Consider the following 19,277-nt stretch of genomic DNA (forward strand, 5'->3'; position numbering starts at 1 on the left):
GAAGGGCGCGTCATAGCTTGATTCCGCGGTGGAGCGCGACAATGCCGCCGGTGAGGTTGGTGTATTCCACCCGTTCAAGGCCTGCGGTTTCCATCATGTCCTTGAGCGTTTTTTGATCCGGGTGCATGCGAATGGACTCGGCCAGATAGCGATAGCTGTCGGCGTCGCCGGCTACCAGCTGGCCCATCCGCGGCAGTACGCGAAAGGAGTATTCGTCGTAGGCCTTGGACAGCAGCTCGCTTTGGGGTTTGGAAAACTCCAGCACCAAAAGGCGTCCGCCGGGTTTTAGCACCCGCTGCATGGAGCGCAGGGCGGCGGCCTTGTCGGTGACGTTGCGCAGCCCAAAGGCGATGGTAATGCAGTCGAAGTGGTTGTCGGGAAACGGCAGGCACTCGGCGTTGGCCTGCACGTAGTCGACGTTGCCGCCCACGCCGCTGTCGATGAGCTTGTCGCGGCCCACGCCGAGCATCGAGGCGTTGATGTCGGCGAGTATCACCTGCCCCCGGGGGCCGACCATGCGCGAGAACTTCAGCGTTAAATCGCCGGTGCCGCCGGCGATATCCAGCACCCGATGGCCGGGGCGCACGCCCGAGCGCTCAAGGGTTAAACGCTTCCACAGGCGGTGAATGCCCATGGACATCAAATCGTTCATGACATCGTAGCGGGCGGCGACCGAGTGAAAGACGTCCGCGACGCGCGAGGCTTTTTCGTGGCGTGGCACGTCCTGAAAGCCAAAGTCCGTGGTTTGATCGCCGTCGCCCGGGGCGTGGTTGGCGGTGCGTTTTTCCGTGGGGCTCATGGAGTGGCTCCGGAAGTCGAGACGGTAAGGCGGCCTTGCCTGGCGGGCCGCCGCAGAAGAAACTGGCGCCATTGTAGCCTTGTCCGCCCCGGCTTGTCTGCGCCCCTTCGGGTCGTACGTGGCGAAGTGCCGGCGCCTCGGGGCTATACCTGCTTGATTTCGATGCCCAGCGGCGCGCGCGAGGCGCCGGCCTTGTGCATTCGGTCCAGGTAGTCCTGCCACCAGGCGTCCTGGCGGCTGGCCAGATCGTAAAGGTATTGCCAGGTGTAAAGCCCGCTTTCGTGGTCGTCGTCAAAGTGCAGCTTCAATGCGTAGTTGCCCACCGGGGTGATGTCTTTGAGGCCGACATCTTTTTTACCCACCTGCAGCACGGCTTCTTCATTGCTGTGGCCGCGCACCTCGGCCGACGGCGAGCAGACGCGCAAAAGCTCCACCGCCACGCGGTAGGTTTCGCCGCCGCGGTAGGCAAGCTCCAGCTGGCGGGCTTTTTTATGGTAGTGAACGTTAACGGGAACGGGGGGATTCATGACGTACCTCTTGCATGCAGTGGCCCAAAACATGATGCCCCGCGCCTGATGCGCGGGGCAAGGGGGCAAAAGAGCGGCGCAAAAACGCGCCGGCGGCGCTAGAGAATATACCGCGAGAGGTCTTCGTCTACCGCAAGCTCGCCGAGCTGGGCGTTGACGTAGTCGGCGTCAACGGTCAGCGGGCCGTCCATGTCGCCGCCCTTGAACGAGGCCTCTTCGAGCAGCCGCTCCATGACGGTGTGCAGCCGGCGCGCGCCGATGTTTTCGGTGCCTTCGTTGACCTGCCAGGAGATCTGGGCGATGCGCTCGATGCCGTCCGGGGTGAATTCGACCTCAAGCCCTTCGGTGGCCAGCAGCGCCTCGTACTGGGTGGTGAGCGAAGCCGAGGGCTCGGTGAGGATGCGCTTGAAGTCGTCCGGGGTCAGCGCGTCGAGCTCCACGCGGATGGGCAAACGGCCCTGCAGCTCAGGGATCAGATCCGACGGCCGCGAGAGGTGAAACGCCCCGGAGGCGATAAACAGGATATGGTCGGTTTTGACCATGCCGTGCTTGGTCGACACGCTGGAGCCTTCGATCAGCGGCAAAAGGTCGCGCTGCACGCCCTCGCGGGAGACATCGCCGCCGCTGGACTGGCCGCTGCCCTTGGCCACCTTGTCGATTTCGTCGAGAAACACGATGCCGTGCTGCTCGACCGCCTCAACGGCCCGTGTCTTGATGTCGTCTTCGTTGACCAGCTTGCCGGCTTCTTCGTCGCGCAGAAGGCTGAACGCTTCCTTGACCGTGACGCGGCGGGTTTCGCTTTTCTGCTGGCCCATGTTGGAAAACATGTTCTGCAGCTGGCTGGTCATTTCTTCCATGCCCGGCGGGGTCATGATGTCGACGTTTTGGCCCTGGGTGGAAAGCTCGATGTCGATTTCCTTGTCGTCGAGCTGGCCTTCGCGCAGCTTCTTGCGAAACGACTGGCGCGTGCCGCTGTCTTCCCGGGGCTTGTCTTCCTGGCCTCGGGGCGGCGGCAGCAGGGCATCGAGAATGCGGTCTTCGGCGGCGTCTTCGGCGCGGTTGCCGACTTCTTCCTTGGCCTGCTCGCGGACCATCTTGATCGAGGACTCCATCAGGTCGCGAATGATGGACTCCACGTCGCGGCCCACATAGCCCACCTCGGTGAACTTGGTGGCCTCGACCTTGATGAACGGGGCCCGGGCGAGTTTGGCCAGCCGGCGGGCGATTTCGGTTTTGCCCACGCCGGTAGGGCCGATCATGAGGATGTTTTTGGGCGTGACTTCCGGGCGCAGCTCGGCGTCAAGCTGCATGCGCCGCCAGCGGTTGCGCAGGGCCACGGCCACGGCGCGCTTGGCGTCTTTCTGGCCGATGATGTACTGGTCCAGCGCATGGACGATCTCGCGGGGTGTCATCTGAGTCATGGCTTAAAGCTCTTCCATAGTGACGTGGTGGTTGGTGAACACGCAGATGTCACCGGCAATGGCGAGGGATTTTTCGGTGATCTCGCGGGCGGACAGCTCGGTGTTTTCCAAAAGCGCCCGGGCGCTGGCCTCGGCAAAGTTGCCGCCGGAGCCCACGGCAATCACGCCGTGTTCGGGCTCGACGACGTCGCCGTTGCCGGTAATGACCAGCGAGGTGGTGTGGTCGGCCACGACCAGAAGCGCTTCCAGCCGGCGCAGAGCGCGCTCGGTGCGCCAGTCCTTGGCCAGCTCCACGGCGGCCTTGGTCAGATGCCCCTGGTATTTTTCCAGCTGGGCTTCAAAGCGTTCAAACAGGGTGAAGGCATCGGCGGTGCCGCCGGCAAAGCCAGCCAGAACGCGGCCGCGATACAGCCGGCGCACCTTGCTGGCGTTGCCTTTCATCACGGTGTTGCCAAGCGATACCTGGCCGTCGCCGGCCAGGGCGACCTGGTCACCGCGACGCACGGAAACGATAGTGGTCATGGAGAGTACTCCTTGTGGGAGGCGGGCTCCCGGTGACTGTCGATGCCGGCGCCCGGCACCTGTAAACAATGCGCGTTGGCATGAAATGCGGGCGGGGGCGGAAAAATCAACCGTCCGCCCGTGCCGGCCGGGTCAGTCCTGCAGCTGGATCAGCAGCGGCTCAATGCCCTGGGTGCTCATCAGATCCCGGGCGCGGGTCAGCTCCCGGGTGTCTTCATAGGGGCCGACCTGCACCCGATGCCAGGTCGCCCCGCCGGCCTTGACCTCGCTGACCTTGGCCAGAAGGCTCAGGTTTTGCAGCCGTGAACGCAGCGCCCGGGCGTCGGCCACTTCGCGAAACGACGCCGCCTGCAGCATGTAGCGCCCGGGCGCGGTGGGCGCTTGGCGTTGGGCCGCCGGCTTGTCGTCGGTGCCGCTTCGGGCGGCAATGACCTGGGCGATGGGGTCATCGCCTGTGTCGTCTGACGGTGCAGGCTCCGGTGCGCTCACCTGGGTAGGCACCGCGCCGCCCGGGGCAATTACCTCGGTTTCCGGCAGCAGCGTGTAAAACTCAAAGGTGGGCATGCCGTCGTCGTCGGCGTTTTTTGCGTCGTTGACCGGCGCGGGGCTGTCAGGCGTTTGCGGTGTTTTGCCCTGCCAGGGCGCGGTGCCGTTGAGGTGCTGGGCAAACATGAAGCCGGCCACCAGCCCGCCAAGCGCCCACAGCCAGCCGGGCAGGCGCAGGCGGCGGCGCTGCTTTGCCGGGGCCTTGCGCTGGGCGGTAGCCCCGCGGCGGACGGGCTTTTTGCGCTGGGCGGCCATGGGCTACATCTCCTCGGGTGCGCTGACGCCCATCAGGTCAAGGCCGTTGCGCAGGGTCTGGCGGGCGGCCAGGCCCAGCGCCAGCCGGGCGTTGCGCGTGGCGTCGTCGTCGACCATGACCTTGATGGCGTTGTAGCAGGTGTGAAAATCCGCCGCCAGATCCAGCAGGTACTGGGCGATTTGCTGGGGTTCGCGATTTTTAGCGGCGTTTTCCACCGCTTCCGGATATAAAGCCAGCCGTTTGAGCACGGCGTTTTCCTGATCGCTGTCCAGCAGGGCCAGGTTATCCAGCGCCTGGGCGTGGTCGAACGGTTTGCCGTCGGCCTCGGCCCGGCGCTGCATGCTGCATACCCGGGCGTGGGCGTACTGCACGTAGTACACGGGGTTATCGTTGGACTGCGAGCGGGCCAGATCGATATCGAAGGTGAGCTGGGAGTCCGCCCGGCGCGCGGCGAGGAAAAACCGCGTGGCGTCGCGGCCTACCTCGTCGATCAAATCGCGCACGGTGACGTAGCTGCCGGCGCGCTTGGAAAGTTTTACCTCCACGCCGGAGCGGGTGACCATGACCATCTGGTGGAGCACGTAGTCGGGAAAGCCCCGGGGAATGCCGGCGTCAAGCGCCTGCAGCCCGGCGCGCACCCGGGTAATGGTGGAGTGGTGGTCGGCGCCCTGCTCGTTGATCACGGTGGTAAAGCCGCGCCGCCATTTGTCCAGATGGTAGGCCACGTCGGGCAGAAAGTAGGTGTAGCCGCCGTCGCGCTTGCGCATGACGCGATCCTTGTCGTCGCCGAAATCGGTGGTGCGTAGCCAGGTCGCGCCGTCCTGCTCATAGGTGTGGCCGTTGGCGATCAGCGTGTTGACCGCATCCTCGACCTTGCCGTCCTCGTAGAGTGAGGATTCCAAAAAGTAGACGTCAAACTCGACGCCGAAGGCCTTGAGGTCCAGATCCTGCTCCCGGCGCAGCCAGGCCACGGCGAACGCTTGAATCGCTGCCAGGTCGTCGGCGTCGCCTTTGGCGGTTACTTCCCGATCGTCGGCGATCACCGTGTGGCAGGCCAGATAGTCGCCCGCTACGTCGGCAATGTAGTCGCCGCGATAGCCGTTCTGGGGCCAGTCGGCGTCGTCGGGCGTGAGGTTTTTGGCCCGGGCCTGCACCGACAGCGCCAGGTTGTGAATCTGCGCGCCGGCGTCGTTGTAGTAAAACTCCCGGGTGACGTCAAAGCCGGTGGCTTCCAGAAGCCGGCACAGGCTGTCGCCGATCGCCGCGCCGCGGCCGTGGCCTACGTGCAAAGGGCCGGTGGGGTTGGCGGAGACAAACTCCACCTGCACTTTTTTGCCCTGGCCGATCATGCTGCGCCCGAAGGTGTCACCGGCGTCCAGCACCTGGGCGACGATCTGCGCGGCGGCGTCGGTGGCGGCAAAAAAGTTGATAAAGCCGGGGCCGGCGATGTCGGTCTTTTGCACCGCGTCGCTTTCCGGCAGCGCTGCAATAATGGCACAGGCCAGCTCGCGCGGCTTCATGCCGGCGGGTTTGGCCGCGGCCAGTGCAAGGTTGGTGGCGTAGTCGCCGTGGGCCTTGTCTTTGGTGGCGTCAACCTTGATGGCCGGCTGGAAATCGTCAGGCAGCACGCCCTGTTGCTTGAGGGCGCTGACGGCGCTTTCCAGCAGGGAGATAATCGTGTCTTTCATGTAAGCATCCGGAATTCGGTGGCGGCGTGGGCAAGCGCCGGTCGGGGCGCACGGCAACGGGGTGAGCGCGTCGCCATCAGGGCGCTCATTATCAGCATTTCGCAATGAGTTTCAAAGCGTCGGTTCAGGCCAGCGTCTGCGGGTCGATGTCCAGCGACCAGCGCACCCGGCGGGCCTGGGCGCTGGTTTCCAGCCAGTGGGTCAAAAAGCGGGCGGCGGCGTGCAGGCGGCTGCGCTTCTCGGCGCTTAGCATGACGTGCAGATGGTAGCGGTTCTGGCGGCGCTCCATGGGCGCGGGCACAGGCCCCAGGCAGTACGCCTGGGTCGCGGTTTGGTCAAGCCAGTCGGTAAGTGCTGCGCCGGCGGCTTGGGCAAGGGCGGTGGCGGCGTCCACGTGGGGGCTTTCTACCCGCAAAAGCGCCATGAAGCCGTAGGGCGGAAGCCCGGCGGCGCGGCGCTCTTCCAGCAGCTCGCGCGCCAGCGCCCCGTAGCCGCGCGCGGCCAAAAGCGTCAGGTGCGGGTCGTCCGGGTGCAGGGTCTGCACCAGCACCCGGCCCGGATCGTTGGCGCGTCCGGCCCGGCCGGCGACCTGTTCGAGCAGCTGGGCGCTGTGCTCCATGGCGCGAAAGTCCGCAGCGTAGAGCCCGCCGTCGGCGTTGACCACCACCACCAGCGTGACGTGGGGCAGGTGGTGGCCCTTGGCCAGCATCTGGGTGCCCACCAGCAGGCAGGGCTCGCCGCGCTGGATTTCTCTTAGCGCCTGCTCGAAGCTGTCCTTGCGCCGGGTGCTGTCGCGGTCGATGCGGTGGATCGTGGTCTCCGGGAACAGCGTCTGCAGGGTTTCTTCGCTGCGTTCGGTGCCGCTGCCCAGCGCGCGTAGATCACCGCTTTGGCACTCCGGGCAGGCATCGGGCAGGGCGCGGCGGCTGTCGCAGTGGTGGCAGGCCAAAAGCGGCGGGGCGCGGTGTAGCGTCATGCGCGCATCGCACCGGTCGCATTCGGCCTGCCAGCCGCAGGCGTGGCAGGCAAGAGTCGGCGCAAAGCCCCGGCGGTTGATGAACACCAGCACCTGTTTGCCGGCGTCGAGCGTGGCCTTCACCGCCTTGATCGCGTCGGGCAAAAGCCCGCCCTGGCGGCGCCGATGGCGCAGGTCGAGCAGTTCCAGCCGGGCCGGCGGGTGGCGGCTGGCGCGCTGGGTTAAAAACAGATGGCGGTACTGGCCGTCGAGCGCGCGGTGCAGGCTTTCCAGCGACGGCGTGGCACTGCCCAGCACTACGGGAATGCCGTGGTAGTGGGCCCGGGCCACGGCCAGATCCCGGGCGTGGTAGCGCAGCCGGTCTTGCTGTTTGTACGAGCCGTCGTGCTCTTCGTCGACGATGATCGCGCCGGGACGAGCCAGCGGGGTGAAAATGGCCGAGCGGGTGCCGATAATGATTTTGGCCCGGCCGCTGGCGGCGGCCTCCCAGACGTCCAGGCGCTCGGCGTCGGTGAGCCCGGAATGCAGCGCCAGCACCGCTACGTTGAAGCGCTGGCGAAAGCGGGCAAGCGTTTGCGGCGTAAGGCCGATTTCGGGCACGAGCACCAGCGCCTGGCGGCCCTTGGCGGCGATGGCTTCGATGAGCTGCAGATACACTTCGGTTTTGCCGCTGCCGGTCACGCCTTCCAGCAGGCACGGGTGAAAGGCGTCCAGCTTTTCGTGGAGTGCGGCAAGCACCGCAGACTGTTCACGGTGAAGCGGCAGGGCCGGCGTTGCCAGCAGCGAGCCGCCGGCGGGAACGGGGGCGGCGGTTTCCACCTCGCAGCGCTCGATCAGGCCTTTGTGTAAAAGCCGGTTGAGCACGTCGTGGGTCAGGCCGTGGGCGGTGATCGCTCGGGTGGCCAAACCGCCGGGATGCTGGCCCAAAAGCGCCCAGAGCTCGGCCTGGCGGGCGGCGCGGCCGAAGTTCGGCGCCTCGGGAGCGTTCGGGGCGCGGCGCCAGCGCGTGTGGGTGCGCCCGGCCATGGGAAAGCCTTGGCGCAGCCGCGCGGGCAGGGCGTGGTGCAGCGTGTCGCCCAGGCTGTGCTGGTAGTAGCGCGCGGCAAAGCGGCACAGCCAGCGCCAGTCCGCCGGCAGCGGGGTGTCGTCGAGTGCCTCGCTTACCGCGCGCAGTTTCTGGCGGGGCAGCTCGCTTGTGTCGGCAAGTTCGATGACCACGCCGACGACGTCGCGGTGGCCGAAGGGCACGCGCACGCGAAGCCCCGGCTGCCAGCCGCAGGCCGGCGCCCGGGCGGCGGGAAGATAGTCGAACAGCCGGCGCAGCGGCGAGGGCAGGGCCACGCGCAGTATGGGCGCAGGCGATGCGGCACAAGTGGGCAATTGGCCTCCGGCGTCAGGTTTGCTAGAATGCGCGACCGCTTGGCGCCACGCCGCCTTTTATCAGCGATAACGGCGCGGCGCAACGGCTAACCGGTTAGCACGTTTTTCAACCCGTATGCGGTGCCTGGCAGGCGATCAGGTGGCGGCATACAGCTTTGTGAGGCTCACGATGAAACAAGGTATTCACCCGGATTACAACAAGGTCACCGCGACGTGTTCCTGCGGCGAGAGCTTTACCGTCGGCTCGACCTCCGGTCATGACTTTTCTCTGGACGTCTGCTCCAACTGCCACCCGTTCTACACCGGCAAGCAAAAGCAGGCGACCACCGGCGGACGCATCGAGCGCTTCAACAAGCGCTTCGGTGTCGCGACGAAGCGCAGCTAAAAAGCCCCGGAAAACCCGGCGTAAAGCCCACGCTTTTGGCGTGGGCTTTTTTTTGCTTTCGCGTGCCGTGCGGGCAGGCTTTGGCCGGCCTGTGGCCTGCGTGCCCACCCGAAGCGGGGTCTATGCTATGCCGTTTGTCGTATTGACGGTAGAATCCAACGTGCTGCAAGACGGAAGGCATGCGCCCGATGCTATTTTGTGGAATAATTTTCCATAAAAACAGGCATAAACGGACTTCCACGCGCGCTGTCAACGAGCCCCGGATCATCCCGGGGCGAAGAAAACTGCCGGGCTACGTTGAACATTTGTAGCGAAAAGTCGCAAAAAATAGGCTAAAAGGAAAGAAGGTACGCCTTTCTTTTTAGATCGGGCAGCACGCTTGAGGCGCCGGGCGTTTTTTTTATACGCTAAGACGCCTTTCCATTTTCAACGCTGAACTGGACTCTGACCATGACGGATGCATTCAAGCAGGCGGCTCTGGACTACCATGCCAAGCCGATTCCCGGAAAACTTTCGGTAGAACTCACCAAGCCGACCGCCACCGCACGCGATCTGGCGCTGGCCTACAGCCCGGGCGTGGCAGAGCCGGTACGCGAGATTGCCAAGGATCCGGAAAATGTCTATCGCTACACCGGCAAGGGGAACCTGGTCGCTGTCATCTCCAACGGTACGGCCATTCTGGGCCTGGGCAACCAGGGAGCCCTTGCCAGCAAGCCGGTCATGGAAGGCAAGGGCGTGCTGTTCAAGCGCTTTGCCGGTATCAACTCGGTGGATATCGAAGTCGACACCGAAGATGCCCGGACGTTTATCGATACGGTCGCCCACATTGCCGATACCTGGGGCGGAATCAACCTGGAAGACATCAAGGCCCCGGAGTGCTTTGAAGTTGAGCGCGAGCTGAAAAAGCGCTGCAACATTCCGGTGTTCCACGATGACCAGCACGGCACCGCCATTGTTACCGCAGCGGGGATGATCAACGCGCTGGGTATCGCCGGCAAGACGCTTGAAGACGCAAGGGTTGTCTGCCTGGGCGCCGGGTCGGCGGCGATTGCCTGCATGAACCTGCTGATCTCCTGCGGCATGCGCCGGGAAAACATCTTCATGCTCGACAGCAAAGGCGTGATTCATACCGGGCGGGACAACCTCAACGAGTACAAGGCGCTGTTTGCCAACGAGACCGACAAGCGCACCCTGGACGACGTGATCGAAGGGGCGGACGTGTTCGTCGGGCTGTCCGGGCCCAATCTGCTGTCCAAAGAGCAGCTGGCGAAAATGGCCCACGATCCGGTGGTTTTTGCCTGCTCCAACCCGGACCCGGAAATTCACCCGTACGATGCCCGCGACGCGCGTCCGGACGTGATCATGGCCACCGGCCGTTCGGACTATCCCAACCAGGTCAACAACGTGCTGGGCTTTCCGTTCATCTTCCGCGGGGCGCTGGACGTGCGCGCCACCTCGATCAACGAGGAAATGAAGGTGGCCGCCGTTCACGCCATTGCCGATCTGGCCCGGGAGCCGGTACCCCAGGAAGTGCTGGACGCCTACGAGCGCGACGAAATGCGCTTTGGCCGCGACTACATCATTCCCACGCCGGTGGATATTCGCCTGTTGGATCGCGTGTCTTCCGCCGTGGCCCGGGCCGCGGTGGACTCGGGCGTGGCGCGCAAGCCGTTTCCCGCGCACTATCCGCTGACGTCCATCGGACAGGTATACGGCGAATAAGTCACGGTGAACGAGCTCGGCTGATTCGCTCGCCCAGCGCCGGCGCCCGCACCCAGCGGGCGCCGGCTTTTTTATGCCGGGTGCTTCGCGGCGTCGTGCAGGCGGGTCAGGCCCTCTTGGGCGGTTGAGGCGACCAGCGTGCCGTCGCGGCGATAGATATGCCCCTGGGCAAGCCCGCGGGCGTTTCCGCTCCAGGGTGATTCGATAACGTACAAAAGCCATTCGTCCAGCCGGGCATCGGCGTGCAGCCAGATGGCGTGGTCCAGGCTTGCGATCTGCAGGGCGGGGTCGGTGAAGCCGACGCCGTGGGGCACCAGCGCGGTGGTCAGCAGGTTGAAGTCCGAGGCGTAGGACAATAGATGGCGATGCAGGGCCGGGGTGTCGGGCAGCGTGCCGTCAAAGCGAAACCATAAACAGCGCCGGGCCGGGTGGGTGTCACCCGGCTGGCGGGGCACCGGCAGAAACTGGCTGGGGTGGTTTTGCGTCTGGGCATGCCGGGCAGCACGGCTTTTTTGCAGCAGCGTGTCCGGGTCGGGCACCTCGGGCATGGGCCGCTGGTGGCGCAGCCGGCTGTCTTCGGCGATCTGAAACGAGGCGCTGCAGAAAAAGATCGGCCGGCCCTTTTGTATCGCCGTGACCCGGCGGGTGGTAAAACTGCCGCCGTCGCGCACCTTGTCGACCTGATACACCACCGGGCGGTGCGGATCCCCCGGGCGTAGAAAATAGCCGTGCTGGGAGTGCGGCTGACGCTCTTCGGGCACGGTGCGCGTAGCGGCGGCCAGTGCCTGGCCCAGCACCTGGCCGCCGTAGAGCTGAGGCAGGCCCAGGTCCTGGCTTTGGCCGCGAAACAGCGTATCTTCCAGCGCTTCGACGTCAAGTAGCGCCACCAGCTGGCCGAGGGCGCCGGTGTCGGGCTCATGGTTCATGCAGCAACTCCTTGCGTATCATGCAAACGTTTCGGCCACTTTAACGGAGTTTACGCCCATGCGCAGCGATGAATACTACATGCACCGAGCGCTGGATCAGGCGCATCTGGCGGCCGGGGCCGGCGAAGTGCCGGTGGGGGCGGTGGTCGTGGACGCCGCCGGTGACATCATGGCCGCGGCCCATAACGCACCGCTCGCCGAGTGTGACCCCTGCGCCCATGCCGAGGTGGCCGCGCTGCGTGCGGCGGGCCGCGCGCTGGGTAACTACCGGCTCGACGGCTGCACGCTGTACGTCACCCTGGAGCCCTGCATGATGTGCGCCGGCGCGGCGGTGAACGCGCGCCTGGCGCGGCTGGTATACGCCGCCGCCGAGCCGCGTACCGGGATGCTGGAATCCCGGGCCAACCTGCTGGCGCAGCCGTGGTTCAACCACCGCGTCGCGGTGACGCCGGGCGTTTTGGCGCCGGCGTCGAAGCGGCTGCTCAAGCAGTTTTTTGCCGCCCGGCGCCCGGTGGCATAGCCGCGCGTCACTCGGCCAGCGGCGCGGCGCTTTCGGTTCGGTTGCGCCCCTGGCGCTTGGCCCGATACAGCGCGTCGTCGGCGGCCTGCATCATGTGCGGCAGATCAAACCGGCCGCCGCGATAGGTCACCACGCCGGCGCTCAAGCTCACGCGGCTGCCGTCTGCCTGGCGCAGGGCGCGCTGGAAAAGCCGCTGGCGCAGGGTATCGGCTGCGTGGCAGGCGCGCGCGTGGTGGGCACCGGGCAAACAGCCGATGAATTCCTCGCCGCCGTAGCGGGCAAAAAAGCCGCCGTACTCGGCCATCACCGCCTGGCCGATGCCGGCGACGGCCTTCAGGTATTCATCCCCGGTCAAATGGCCCAGCTGATCGTTGACCCGTTTGAAATGATCGATATCGCACAGCACAAGGCTCAGCGGCGGGGCGTCGCGCAGGCTGTCCACCTGCTCCAGAAAACGGCGCCGATTGGCGAGACCGGTCAGCTCGTCGTGGTGGGCCAGCCATTCCACGGCTTGCTGCAAACGGCGGCGCTCGTCGATCTCTTCCTGGAGCTGGGCGTTGCTGCGCTGAAAAGCGACGTTTTGCTCGCCCAGCCGGCGCAGGGTGTAGAGCACCATGTACAGCAGATAGGCCAGCACCAGGCCGATGGTCAGCGTGATGGCGGGCAGCCGTGAACGGCGGGCGAGCAGATAGTCGCGGAGCGGGCGCTGCACGATCTCCAGCGTCTGGCCGGAAAGATCCAGCCGGTACCGATGGCGCCAGGGCCCGGGGCGCGACGGGCTGCCAAAGCGGGCCAGCACGCGCCTGGGGCCGTGCCAGGTCCACAGGGCGCGGTCCGGCCGTAGCGCATCGAACAGCGTATCGGCCAGCAGCGGCAGGCTGATGACCATGGCCGCCGCTCCTGTCAGGGTGTCGTCGGCGTCGCGCATGGGCAGGTAGTAGATAATCCCCGGCCCGCCCTGCAGCAGCTCGATGATGCCGGTGCTGGTTTGCCCCCGGCCTGACAGGGCCGCCTCGATAACCGGGCGGCTTTGGGGCTGCGCGGCGAACAGGTGCTGGCCGCGCACGCTAGTGTTGAGCCGGCTGTGCGGGTAGACGTGAATAATGCGGCTGTCCGGGTGGATAAAGGCGATATTGACCAGGTAGCGAAAATCGTCGTCGTACAGCCGGGCGGCCTGGCGGCGCCACTGCCGGGCGCTGGGCGACGTATGCAGCAGCTGCCAGGCGTGGGCAAAGCGGCGCATGGCGTCGAGCTGGCGGTGTACGTCATCGGCAAGCCGGCCTGCCAGCACGTCTCCCTCCTGGCGCGTGGCGTCGTGCAGGCGGGTTTCAACATGGCGGTACTGATACTGCCACAGCACCAGCGCCGCGCAGAGCAGCGCGCTTGCCGGCACCAGTGCGCGGTTGAGCCGGGGTTTGCCCTGCCACCGGGCCCGAGCGAGCAGCAGCTGGCTCAGCGTTAATCCGGCCAGCGGCGCCAGCCACACGCCGAACCCGGGGGCGAGCAGCGGCGCTATCGGCAGCGGCCAAAGCCGGCATGCCAGCTGGGCGGCCACCAGCAGCCCGGCGCCGGCCAGCAGCAGCGGGGCGCCCAGGCGGGCGCGCTGGCGCAGCAGCGGGATCAGTGCCAGCAGCATCAGCGCAAGGGTTGCCAGCAGCGGCGGACGTACCTGAGTCAGCGCTGCCTCGGGGGCGACGGCCGACACCGCGGCCAGCCATTGGCCGGTGCTGATCAGCGCCTCGGGCGTGACGTAGCTGAAAAAGCCGGGCAGCAGGGCGATAAACACCAGGGCCGAGAACCCTTGAGCGGTTTTTGTGCGCCCGCTTGCCGCCGCCCACTGGGCCAGCGCTATCCCGAAAAGTGCCGCAGGCGCGGTGCCGGCCCACAGCAAGGCGGTCACAGCAGCAGTGCCAAAAACCGGCAGCAGCGGGCCGGCGAAGCGTGCAAGCGGTTGCGGCATGGCAGTGTTCCCATCGGGTTGGCGGCGCGATCAGTTAAGCGGCGGCACCAGGTCAAACGGCATCAGCGCATCGCTGTGTGTCGCGTCGCTGTCGTTTTGTTCCAGCTGGAAAAACTGCTGGCGGCTGCGTTCGACGTATTGCAGCATTTCATGGTAGCGGCGGATGTTGCGCACATAAATGACCGGCTCGCCGCCGCGGGCATAGCCGTGGCGGGTTTTTTCGTACCACTGGCGCTGCTGCAAAAGCGGCAGCGCCTCGCGCACGTCTGCCCAGCGGTCGGGGTCGCCGCCGCGCATCTGCGCGATATCCCGGGCGTCGTAGAGATGGCCAAGGCCCACGTTGTAGGCCGCCAGCGCCATGAACAGCCGGTCGTCTCCGGTGATGCTGTCGGGCAGGCGCTTTTCCAGATGGCGCAGGTAGCGCGCCCCACCGTCGATGCTCTGGGCCGGATCGCGCCGGTCGGCGACGTTCATTTCTCGGGCAGTAGGCGAGGTCAGCATCATCAGCCCGCGAACGCCGGTCGGGGAGACCGCATCGGCGTCCCAGTGGGATTCCTGATAGCCCACCGCCGCCAGCAGCTGCCAGTCAAAGCCGGTCCCCCGGGCGGCCTGCTGAAACAGCGCCCGATAGCGCGGCAGCCGCGAGTCCAGATGCTTGAGAAAGGTGCGGGTGCCGACATATTCCAGATAGTCGTCGTGGCCGAAATAGCGCTTGACCAGCGCGGAAAGCTCGCCGCTTTGCTCAAGCCCGCGCAGAAAGCGGTTGGCCTGGCGCAAAAGATCCGAGCTTTGTCGGGCGGGGACCGCCCAGGCCAGCGAGCTTGGCCTGCCCAGCGTAAAGCCGCGCTCGACGTTTTTGAAAAACAGCCGGTTGACGCGAAACTGGTGGGCGAACACGACGGCGGCGTCGAGCTGGCCGTTTTCCACCTGGGCGAGCAGATCGGCGACTTCCAGCTCGCCGGATTCCTTCCAGCCAAGCCCGGGGTAGGTTTGCTGCAGATCGCGCAGGCTGGCCGAGGTGCCCGCACCCTTGGCGTCGCGCAGGGTGGCAATTTCCAGGCCCACCAGGTCTTCCGGGCCCTGGATGCCGTTCAGCCCGCGCCGGTACACCACCAGCGGCTGCATCTCGATGATCGGCCGGGTAAAGCCGATGCCGGGCACGGTGGGCGTCAGCACCAGCCCGGCCGCCCCCAGATCGCCGTGCGCGCGTACGGCGGGCAGCACGTCTTCCAGGTGGTGGTCGGCTTTCAGATTCAGGCTTACGCCCAGGTGATCGGCAAAGCGGCGTGCCAGCGCGTACTCAAACCCGGCAGGGCCGCGCCGGCCTTCGTAGTAGATCGTCGGCGAGGTGCGGGTATGCACGGTAAGAAAGCCGCGCTGCTGAATGGCGCGCAGCGCGCTTTCGCCGTCGAAAAGCGCAAAGGCCGGCAGCATGGTCAAGACGAAAACGGCCGCACAGGCGATGTAGCCGCCGGTGCGCGGAGAAAAATGTCGGCGATAAAGCGTCAGCATGGCGCGGTGTCGGCATTTGGCATGGCGCAACGATACTAAGCCCGGGACCTGCTGTCACCCGGCTGATTTCGCCTGTACGGCGCTTTCCAGTATCATGGCGCGAACTGCCGCTGTGCGGCTCGGTGTTTTCCCGCTCGAATTTCCTGCTCTAGAGGCTTTCCGGATATGCTCGAACTGCGAGGTGCTCCCGCCCTTTCCGCCTTCCGCCGCGCGCGCCTGCTTGACACCCTGCGCGAACGCGTGGGCGAGGTGCAAACGCTGACCGCCGACTACGTGCACTTTGTCGACCACGACGACGTGCTCAGCGACGCCGAGCGTGAGCGCCTGGCAGCGCTTTTGGACTACGGTGATCGAGACGATCACAGCGACCGGCCCCGGGACGAAACCGCCGCAGACGGCGCCCAGCGCTTTCTGGTGGTGCCGCGCCTGGGCACCCAGTCGCCGTGGTCGTCCAAGGCCACCGATATCGCCCACAGCTGCGGGCTGGCGCGGGTGTCGCGCATTGAACGCGGCATTGACTACCGGATCCGCTTCGCCACGCCGCCGGACGAAGACGCCTTTGCCGCGCTGACCGCGCTGCTCCACGACCGCATGGTGGAAACCGTGCTGACCGACGCCTCGGATGCCGCCAAGCTGTTTACCCGCCGCGAGCCCGCACCGCTTGCCAGCATTGACCTGCTCGGCGGCGGGCGCGAAGCGCTGGTGACGGCCAACCGCGAGCTGGGCCTGGCGCTGGCCGAGGACGAAATCGACTACCTGGCCGTGGCCTTTTCCGAACTGGAGCGCAACCCCACCGACGTTGAGCTGATGATGTTCGCCCAGGCCAACTCCGAGCACTGCCGGCACAAGATCTTCAACGCCGACTGGACCGTGGACGGCGTCGAACAGCCTCAGTCGCTGTTCAAGATGATCAAAAACACCTTTGCCAGCTCGCCGGACAACGTCTTTTCCGCCTACAGCGACAACGCCGCGGTGATCAAGGGCTCCCAGGGCGGGCGCTTTTTCCCCGCGCCGCTGACCGGCAAGGCCGGCGAAATCGCCCGCTACAGCGCCCATCCCGAACCCATCCACATTCTGATGAAGGTGGAAACCCACAACCATCCCACGGCCATTGCGCCGTTCCCCGGCTCGGCCACCGGCGCCGGCGGCGAAATTCGCGATGAGGGGGCCACCGGCATCGGCGGCAAGCCCAAGGCGGGGCTTGCCGGCTTTAGCGTGTCCAACCTGCGCATCCCGGAGTTCGTCCAGCCCTGGGAGACCTTCGACTACGGCAAGCCCGAACGCATTCAGTCGGCGCTTTCCATCATGCTGGACGGCCCGGTGGGCGGGGCGGCGTTCAACAACGAGTTCGGCCGGCCCAATCTGGCCGGCTATTTCCGCACCTACGAGCAGGACGTCTTAAGCGACGACGGCGTTGAGCGCCGCGGCTATCACAAGCCCATCATGCTCGCCGGCGGCTACGGCAACATCCGCGCTCAGCACGTGCAGAAAGGCGAAATCCCCGTGGGCGGCAAGCTCATCGTCATGGGCGGGCCGGCCATGCTCATCGGCCTTGGCGGCGGCGCGGCGTCGAGCATGGCGTCCGGGCTTTCCAGCGCCGATCTGGACTTTGCCTCGGTGCAGCGCGAAAACCCCGAAATGGAGCGCCGCGCCCAGGAGGTGATCGACCGCTGCTGGGCGCTGGGCGATCACAATCCGCTGCGCTTTATTCACGACGTAGGCGCGGGGGGCTTGTCCAACGCGCTGCCCGAGCTGGTGAAAGACGGCGAGCGCGGCGGGTGCTTTGCGCTGCGCGACGTGCCCAGCGCCGAGCCCGGCATGAGCCCGCTGGAAATCTGGTGCAACGAGGCCCAGGAGCGCTACGTGCTCGCCGTGGCCCCGGAAGATCTGGACACCTTCGAGGCGCTGTGTCGCCGGGAGCGCTGCCCCTATGCCGTGGTTGGCGAGGCGCTGGAAGCCCATCGTTTGGAAATCCACGACGGCCACTTCAACACCCGCCCGGTGGATCTGCCCATGAGCGTGCTGTTCGGCAAGACGCCGAAGATGCAGCGGGCCTTTGAGCGCCGCCGGCCTGAGCGCTCAAGGCTGATGCTTGACAACCTTGACCTGCGCGAAGCGCTTGACCGGGTGCTGCGCCTGCCCGTTGTGGCCTCCAAGAGCTTTTTGATCACCATCGGCGACCGCTCCATCACAGGTCTCGTGGCGCGCGACCAGATGGTGGGGCCCTGGCAGGTGCCGGTGGCCGACGCCGCGGTAACCACGGCAAGCTTTGACACCCGCGCCGGTGAGGCCATGGCCATGGGCGAGCGCGCGCCGCTTGCGCTGATCAACCCGGCGGCCAGTGCGCGCATGGCGGTGGCTGAAGCGGTGACCAACCTGGCCTCAGCGCCCATTGCCAAGCTTTCCGACATCAAACTGTCGGCCAACTGGATGAGCGCGGCCGATCATCCCGGCGAAAATCAGGCGCTGTATGACGCCGTCTATGCCGTAGGCATGGAGCTGTGCCCGGATCTGGGCATCGCCATTCCCGTGGGCAAGGACTCCATGTCCATGCGCACCGCCTGGCAGGCAACCGACGACAACGGCGTCACCCGCGACAAGAGCGTGACCTCGCCGCTGTCGCTTGCGATCACCGGCTTTGCCCCGGTCACCGATGCCGCCGCGACGCTTACCCCGCAGATCAACCTCGATCAGGACGAGTCGGATCTGATTTTGATTGATCTGGGCGACGGCCAGAACCGCCTAGGCGGCTCGGCGCTGGGCCAAGTCTACGGCCAGCTGGGCAAAAACGGCCCGGACGTGGACGACGCCGAGGACATCAAGGCGTTTTTCAGCGTCATCCAGGGGCTCAACCGCGACGGCAAGCTTCTGGCCTACCACGACCGCAGCGACGGCGGGCTGATCGTCACGCTGCTGGAAATGGCCTTCGCCGCGCATGCCGGGCTTGAAATCAAGCTCGACTGGCTCATCGACCATCCGGTGGATGCGGTCGGCGCGCTGTTCGCCGAAGAGCTGGGGGCGGTGATTCAGGTTCGCCGCGAACACACCGCCGAGGTGCTGACCCAGTTTGCCATGGCTGGCATCGAGACCTGCGGGGTGATCGCGCGGCCGCGCTACGACGATCAGGTCCGCGTGACGCTGTTTGAAGAGCCGCTTTTGGAAACCACCCGCCAGCTGACCCAGCGCACCTGGAGTGAGACCAGCTATCGCCTGCAGGCGCTGCGCGACAACCCCGAGTGCGCCAAAAACGAGTTCGACAGCCTGCTCGACGCCCGGGACCCGGGGCTTTTTGCCGAAGCCACGTTTGACGTGGACGAAGACATTAGCGCGCCGTTTGTCCACACCGCCAAACCCGCCGTGGCGATTTTGCGCGAGCAGGGCGTCAACGGCCAGACGGAAATGGCCTGGGCCTTTGACAAGGCCGGCTTTGACGCCGTGGACGTGCACATGAGCGACATCCTCGAAGGCCGCGTCACCCTTGACGCGTTCAAGGGCCTGGCGGCCTGCGGCGGCTTTTCCTACGGCGACGTGCTGGGCGCCGGCGGCGGCTGGGCCAAATCAATTTTGTTCAACCCCCGGGCACGCTCGCAGTTTGCCGACTTTTTCCAGCGCGACGACAGCTTTACGCTGGGCGTGTGCAACGGCTGCCAGATGCTCTCCCAGCTGAAAGAGCTGATCCCGGGTGCTGCCAGCTGGCCGGGCTTTGTGCGCAACGAATCCGAACAGTTCGAGGCGCGCGTGGCCATGGTGCGCGTGGAAGACACCCCCTCGATTCTGCTCAAGGGCATGGAAGGCTCCATGCTGCCCATTGCCGTGGCCCACGGTGAAGGCCGCGCGCAGTTTGAAGGTGCCGCCCACCTGCGCCAGATGCAGACCGGCGGCCAGATCGCGCTGCGCTACGTGGACCACTACGGCCAGGTCACCACGCGCTACCCGGCCAACCCCAACGGCTCCGCCTCCGGCGTGACCGGGCTGACCACCCCGGACGGCCGCGCCACCGTCATGATGCCCCATCCCGAGCGCGTCACCCGCGCGGTGACCAACTCCTGGCGGCCCAGGGAATGGCGCGAAGACGGCGCCTGGCTGCGCATGTTCCGCAACGCCCGGGTGTGGCTGGGATAATTCGCCCGGTCATCT

The 19,277-nt window shown here is 66.0% G+C and carries 14 protein-coding genes; 4 read left to right on the forward strand and 10 right to left on the reverse strand.

Translation table 11 applies throughout. The features are described from left to right. Nucleotides 1-10 precede the first annotated feature (10 nt). From ubiE to ACZ415_RS06865, 7 genes are all read right to left on the reverse strand, one after another. On the reverse strand, nt 11-799 hold the full coding sequence (ubiE, locus tag ACZ415_RS06835; protein WP_344704381.1) for a bifunctional demethylmenaquinone methyltransferase/2-methoxy-6-polyprenyl-1,4-benzoquinol methylase UbiE: 789 nt from the start codon (nt 797-799) through the stop codon (nt 11-13). Between the two features lie 143 nt (nt 800-942). Beyond that, nucleotides 943-1,326 (reverse strand): gamma-butyrobetaine hydroxylase family protein, encoded by a 384-nt coding sequence (locus ACZ415_RS06840; protein ID WP_344704383.1) that lies wholly within the window; start codon nt 1,324-1,326, stop codon nt 943-945. Nucleotides 1,327-1,424: 98 nt separating this feature from the next. After that, nucleotides 1,425-2,747 (reverse strand): ATP-dependent protease ATPase subunit HslU, encoded by a 1,323-nt coding sequence (gene hslU / locus ACZ415_RS06845; protein ID WP_344704385.1) that lies wholly within the window; start codon nt 2,745-2,747, stop codon nt 1,425-1,427. Between the two features lie 3 nt (nt 2,748-2,750). Then, complete coding sequence (gene hslV, locus ACZ415_RS06850) at nt 2,751-3,269, reverse strand: ATP-dependent protease subunit HslV (protein ID WP_344704387.1); 519 nt, start codon at nt 3,267-3,269, stop codon at nt 2,751-2,753. A 132-nt stretch (nt 3,270-3,401) separates the two neighbouring features. Continuing rightward, the gene (locus ACZ415_RS06855; protein WP_344704389.1) at nt 3,402-4,070 is read right to left on the reverse strand and encodes an SPOR domain-containing protein; all 669 of its coding nucleotides are present in this window, start codon (nt 4,068-4,070) and stop codon (nt 3,402-3,404) included. Between the two features lie 3 nt (nt 4,071-4,073). Then, nucleotides 4,074-5,759: an arginine--tRNA ligase gene (argS, locus tag ACZ415_RS06860; RefSeq protein ID WP_344704391.1), complete on the reverse strand. Its 1,686-nt coding sequence runs from the start codon at nt 5,757-5,759 to the stop codon at nt 4,074-4,076. 124 nt (nt 5,760-5,883) lie between these two features. Continuing rightward, complete coding sequence (locus ACZ415_RS06865; RefSeq protein WP_344704393.1) at nt 5,884-8,115, reverse strand: primosomal protein N'; 2,232 nt, start codon at nt 8,113-8,115, stop codon at nt 5,884-5,886. Between the two features lie 169 nt (nt 8,116-8,284). On the opposite strand from ACZ415_RS06865, the gene rpmE reads away from it, so the two are divergent. Both rpmE and ACZ415_RS06875 read left to right on the forward strand, forming a co-directional pair. Further along, nucleotides 8,285-8,500 (forward strand): 50S ribosomal protein L31, encoded by a 216-nt coding sequence (gene rpmE, locus ACZ415_RS06870; RefSeq protein ID WP_344704395.1) that lies wholly within the window; start codon nt 8,285-8,287, stop codon nt 8,498-8,500. A gap of 450 nt (nt 8,501-8,950) precedes the next feature. Continuing rightward, entirely contained in the window at nt 8,951-10,222 is a 1,272-nt protein-coding gene (locus ACZ415_RS06875) for a malic enzyme-like NAD(P)-binding protein (protein ID WP_344704397.1), read from the forward strand. A 71-nt stretch (nt 10,223-10,293) separates the two neighbouring features. On the opposite strand, the gene ACZ415_RS06880 is transcribed toward ACZ415_RS06875, so the two are convergent. Then, nucleotides 10,294-11,148: an acyl-CoA thioesterase II gene (locus ACZ415_RS06880; RefSeq protein ID WP_344704399.1), complete on the reverse strand. Its 855-nt coding sequence runs from the start codon at nt 11,146-11,148 to the stop codon at nt 10,294-10,296. 58 nt (nt 11,149-11,206) lie between these two features. On the opposite strand from ACZ415_RS06880, the gene tadA reads away from it, so the two are divergent. Continuing rightward, entirely contained in the window at nt 11,207-11,668 is a 462-nt protein-coding gene (gene tadA / locus ACZ415_RS06885; protein ID WP_344704401.1) for a tRNA adenosine(34) deaminase TadA, read from the forward strand. Between the two features lie 7 nt (nt 11,669-11,675). On the opposite strand, the gene ACZ415_RS06890 is transcribed toward tadA, so the two are convergent. Continuing rightward, nucleotides 11,676-13,628, reverse strand: a complete 1,953-nt coding sequence (locus tag ACZ415_RS06890; RefSeq protein WP_344704403.1) for a sensor domain-containing diguanylate cyclase — start codon at nt 13,626-13,628, stop codon at nt 11,676-11,678. 30 nt (nt 13,629-13,658) lie between these two features. After that, nucleotides 13,659-15,140, reverse strand: coding sequence for a membrane-bound lytic murein transglycosylase MltF (gene mltF / locus ACZ415_RS06895; RefSeq protein WP_344704404.1), 1,482 nt, complete (start codon nt 15,138-15,140; stop codon nt 13,659-13,661). Between the two features lie 165 nt (nt 15,141-15,305). Between mltF and purL the strand changes: the two genes are divergently transcribed. Next, the gene (gene purL / locus ACZ415_RS06900; protein WP_344704406.1) at nt 15,306-19,262 is read left to right on the forward strand and encodes a phosphoribosylformylglycinamidine synthase; all 3,957 of its coding nucleotides are present in this window, start codon (nt 15,306-15,308) and stop codon (nt 19,260-19,262) included. Nucleotides 19,263-19,277: the final 15 nt, after the last annotated feature.

The sequence above is a fragment of the Halomonas cibimaris genome, from assembly GCF_055379665.1.

Coding starts and splice junctions, on each gene's coding strand:
- mltF (WP_344704404.1), bottom strand. CDS start 15,140: ATGCTGACGCTTTATCGCCGACATTTTTCTCCGCGCACCGGCGGCTAC.
- ACZ415_RS06875 (WP_344704397.1), top strand. CDS start 8,951: ATGACGGATGCATTCAAGCAGGCGGCTCTGGACTACCATGCCAAGCCG.
- rpmE (WP_344704395.1), top strand. CDS start 8,285: ATGAAACAAGGTATTCACCCGGATTACAACAAGGTCACCGCGACGTGT.
- purL (WP_344704406.1), top strand. CDS start 15,306: ATGCTCGAACTGCGAGGTGCTCCCGCCCTTTCCGCCTTCCGCCGCGCG.
- argS (WP_344704391.1), bottom strand. CDS start 5,759: ATGAAAGACACGATTATCTCCCTGCTGGAAAGCGCCGTCAGCGCCCTC.
- ACZ415_RS06840 (WP_344704383.1), bottom strand. CDS start 1,326: ATGAATCCCCCCGTTCCCGTTAACGTTCACTACCATAAAAAAGCCCGC.
- ACZ415_RS06880 (WP_344704399.1), bottom strand. CDS start 11,148: ATGAACCATGAGCCCGACACCGGCGCCCTCGGCCAGCTGGTGGCGCTA.
- ACZ415_RS06890 (WP_344704403.1), bottom strand. CDS start 13,628: ATGCCGCAACCGCTTGCACGCTTCGCCGGCCCGCTGCTGCCGGTTTTT.
- hslU (WP_344704385.1), bottom strand. CDS start 2,747: ATGACTCAGATGACACCCCGCGAGATCGTCCATGCGCTGGACCAGTAC.
- tadA (WP_344704401.1), top strand. CDS start 11,207: ATGCGCAGCGATGAATACTACATGCACCGAGCGCTGGATCAGGCGCAT.
- ACZ415_RS06855 (WP_344704389.1), bottom strand. CDS start 4,070: ATGGCCGCCCAGCGCAAAAAGCCCGTCCGCCGCGGGGCTACCGCCCAG.
- ubiE (WP_344704381.1), bottom strand. CDS start 799: ATGAGCCCCACGGAAAAACGCACCGCCAACCACGCCCCGGGCGACGGC.
- hslV (WP_344704387.1), bottom strand. CDS start 3,269: ATGACCACTATCGTTTCCGTGCGTCGCGGTGACCAGGTCGCCCTGGCC.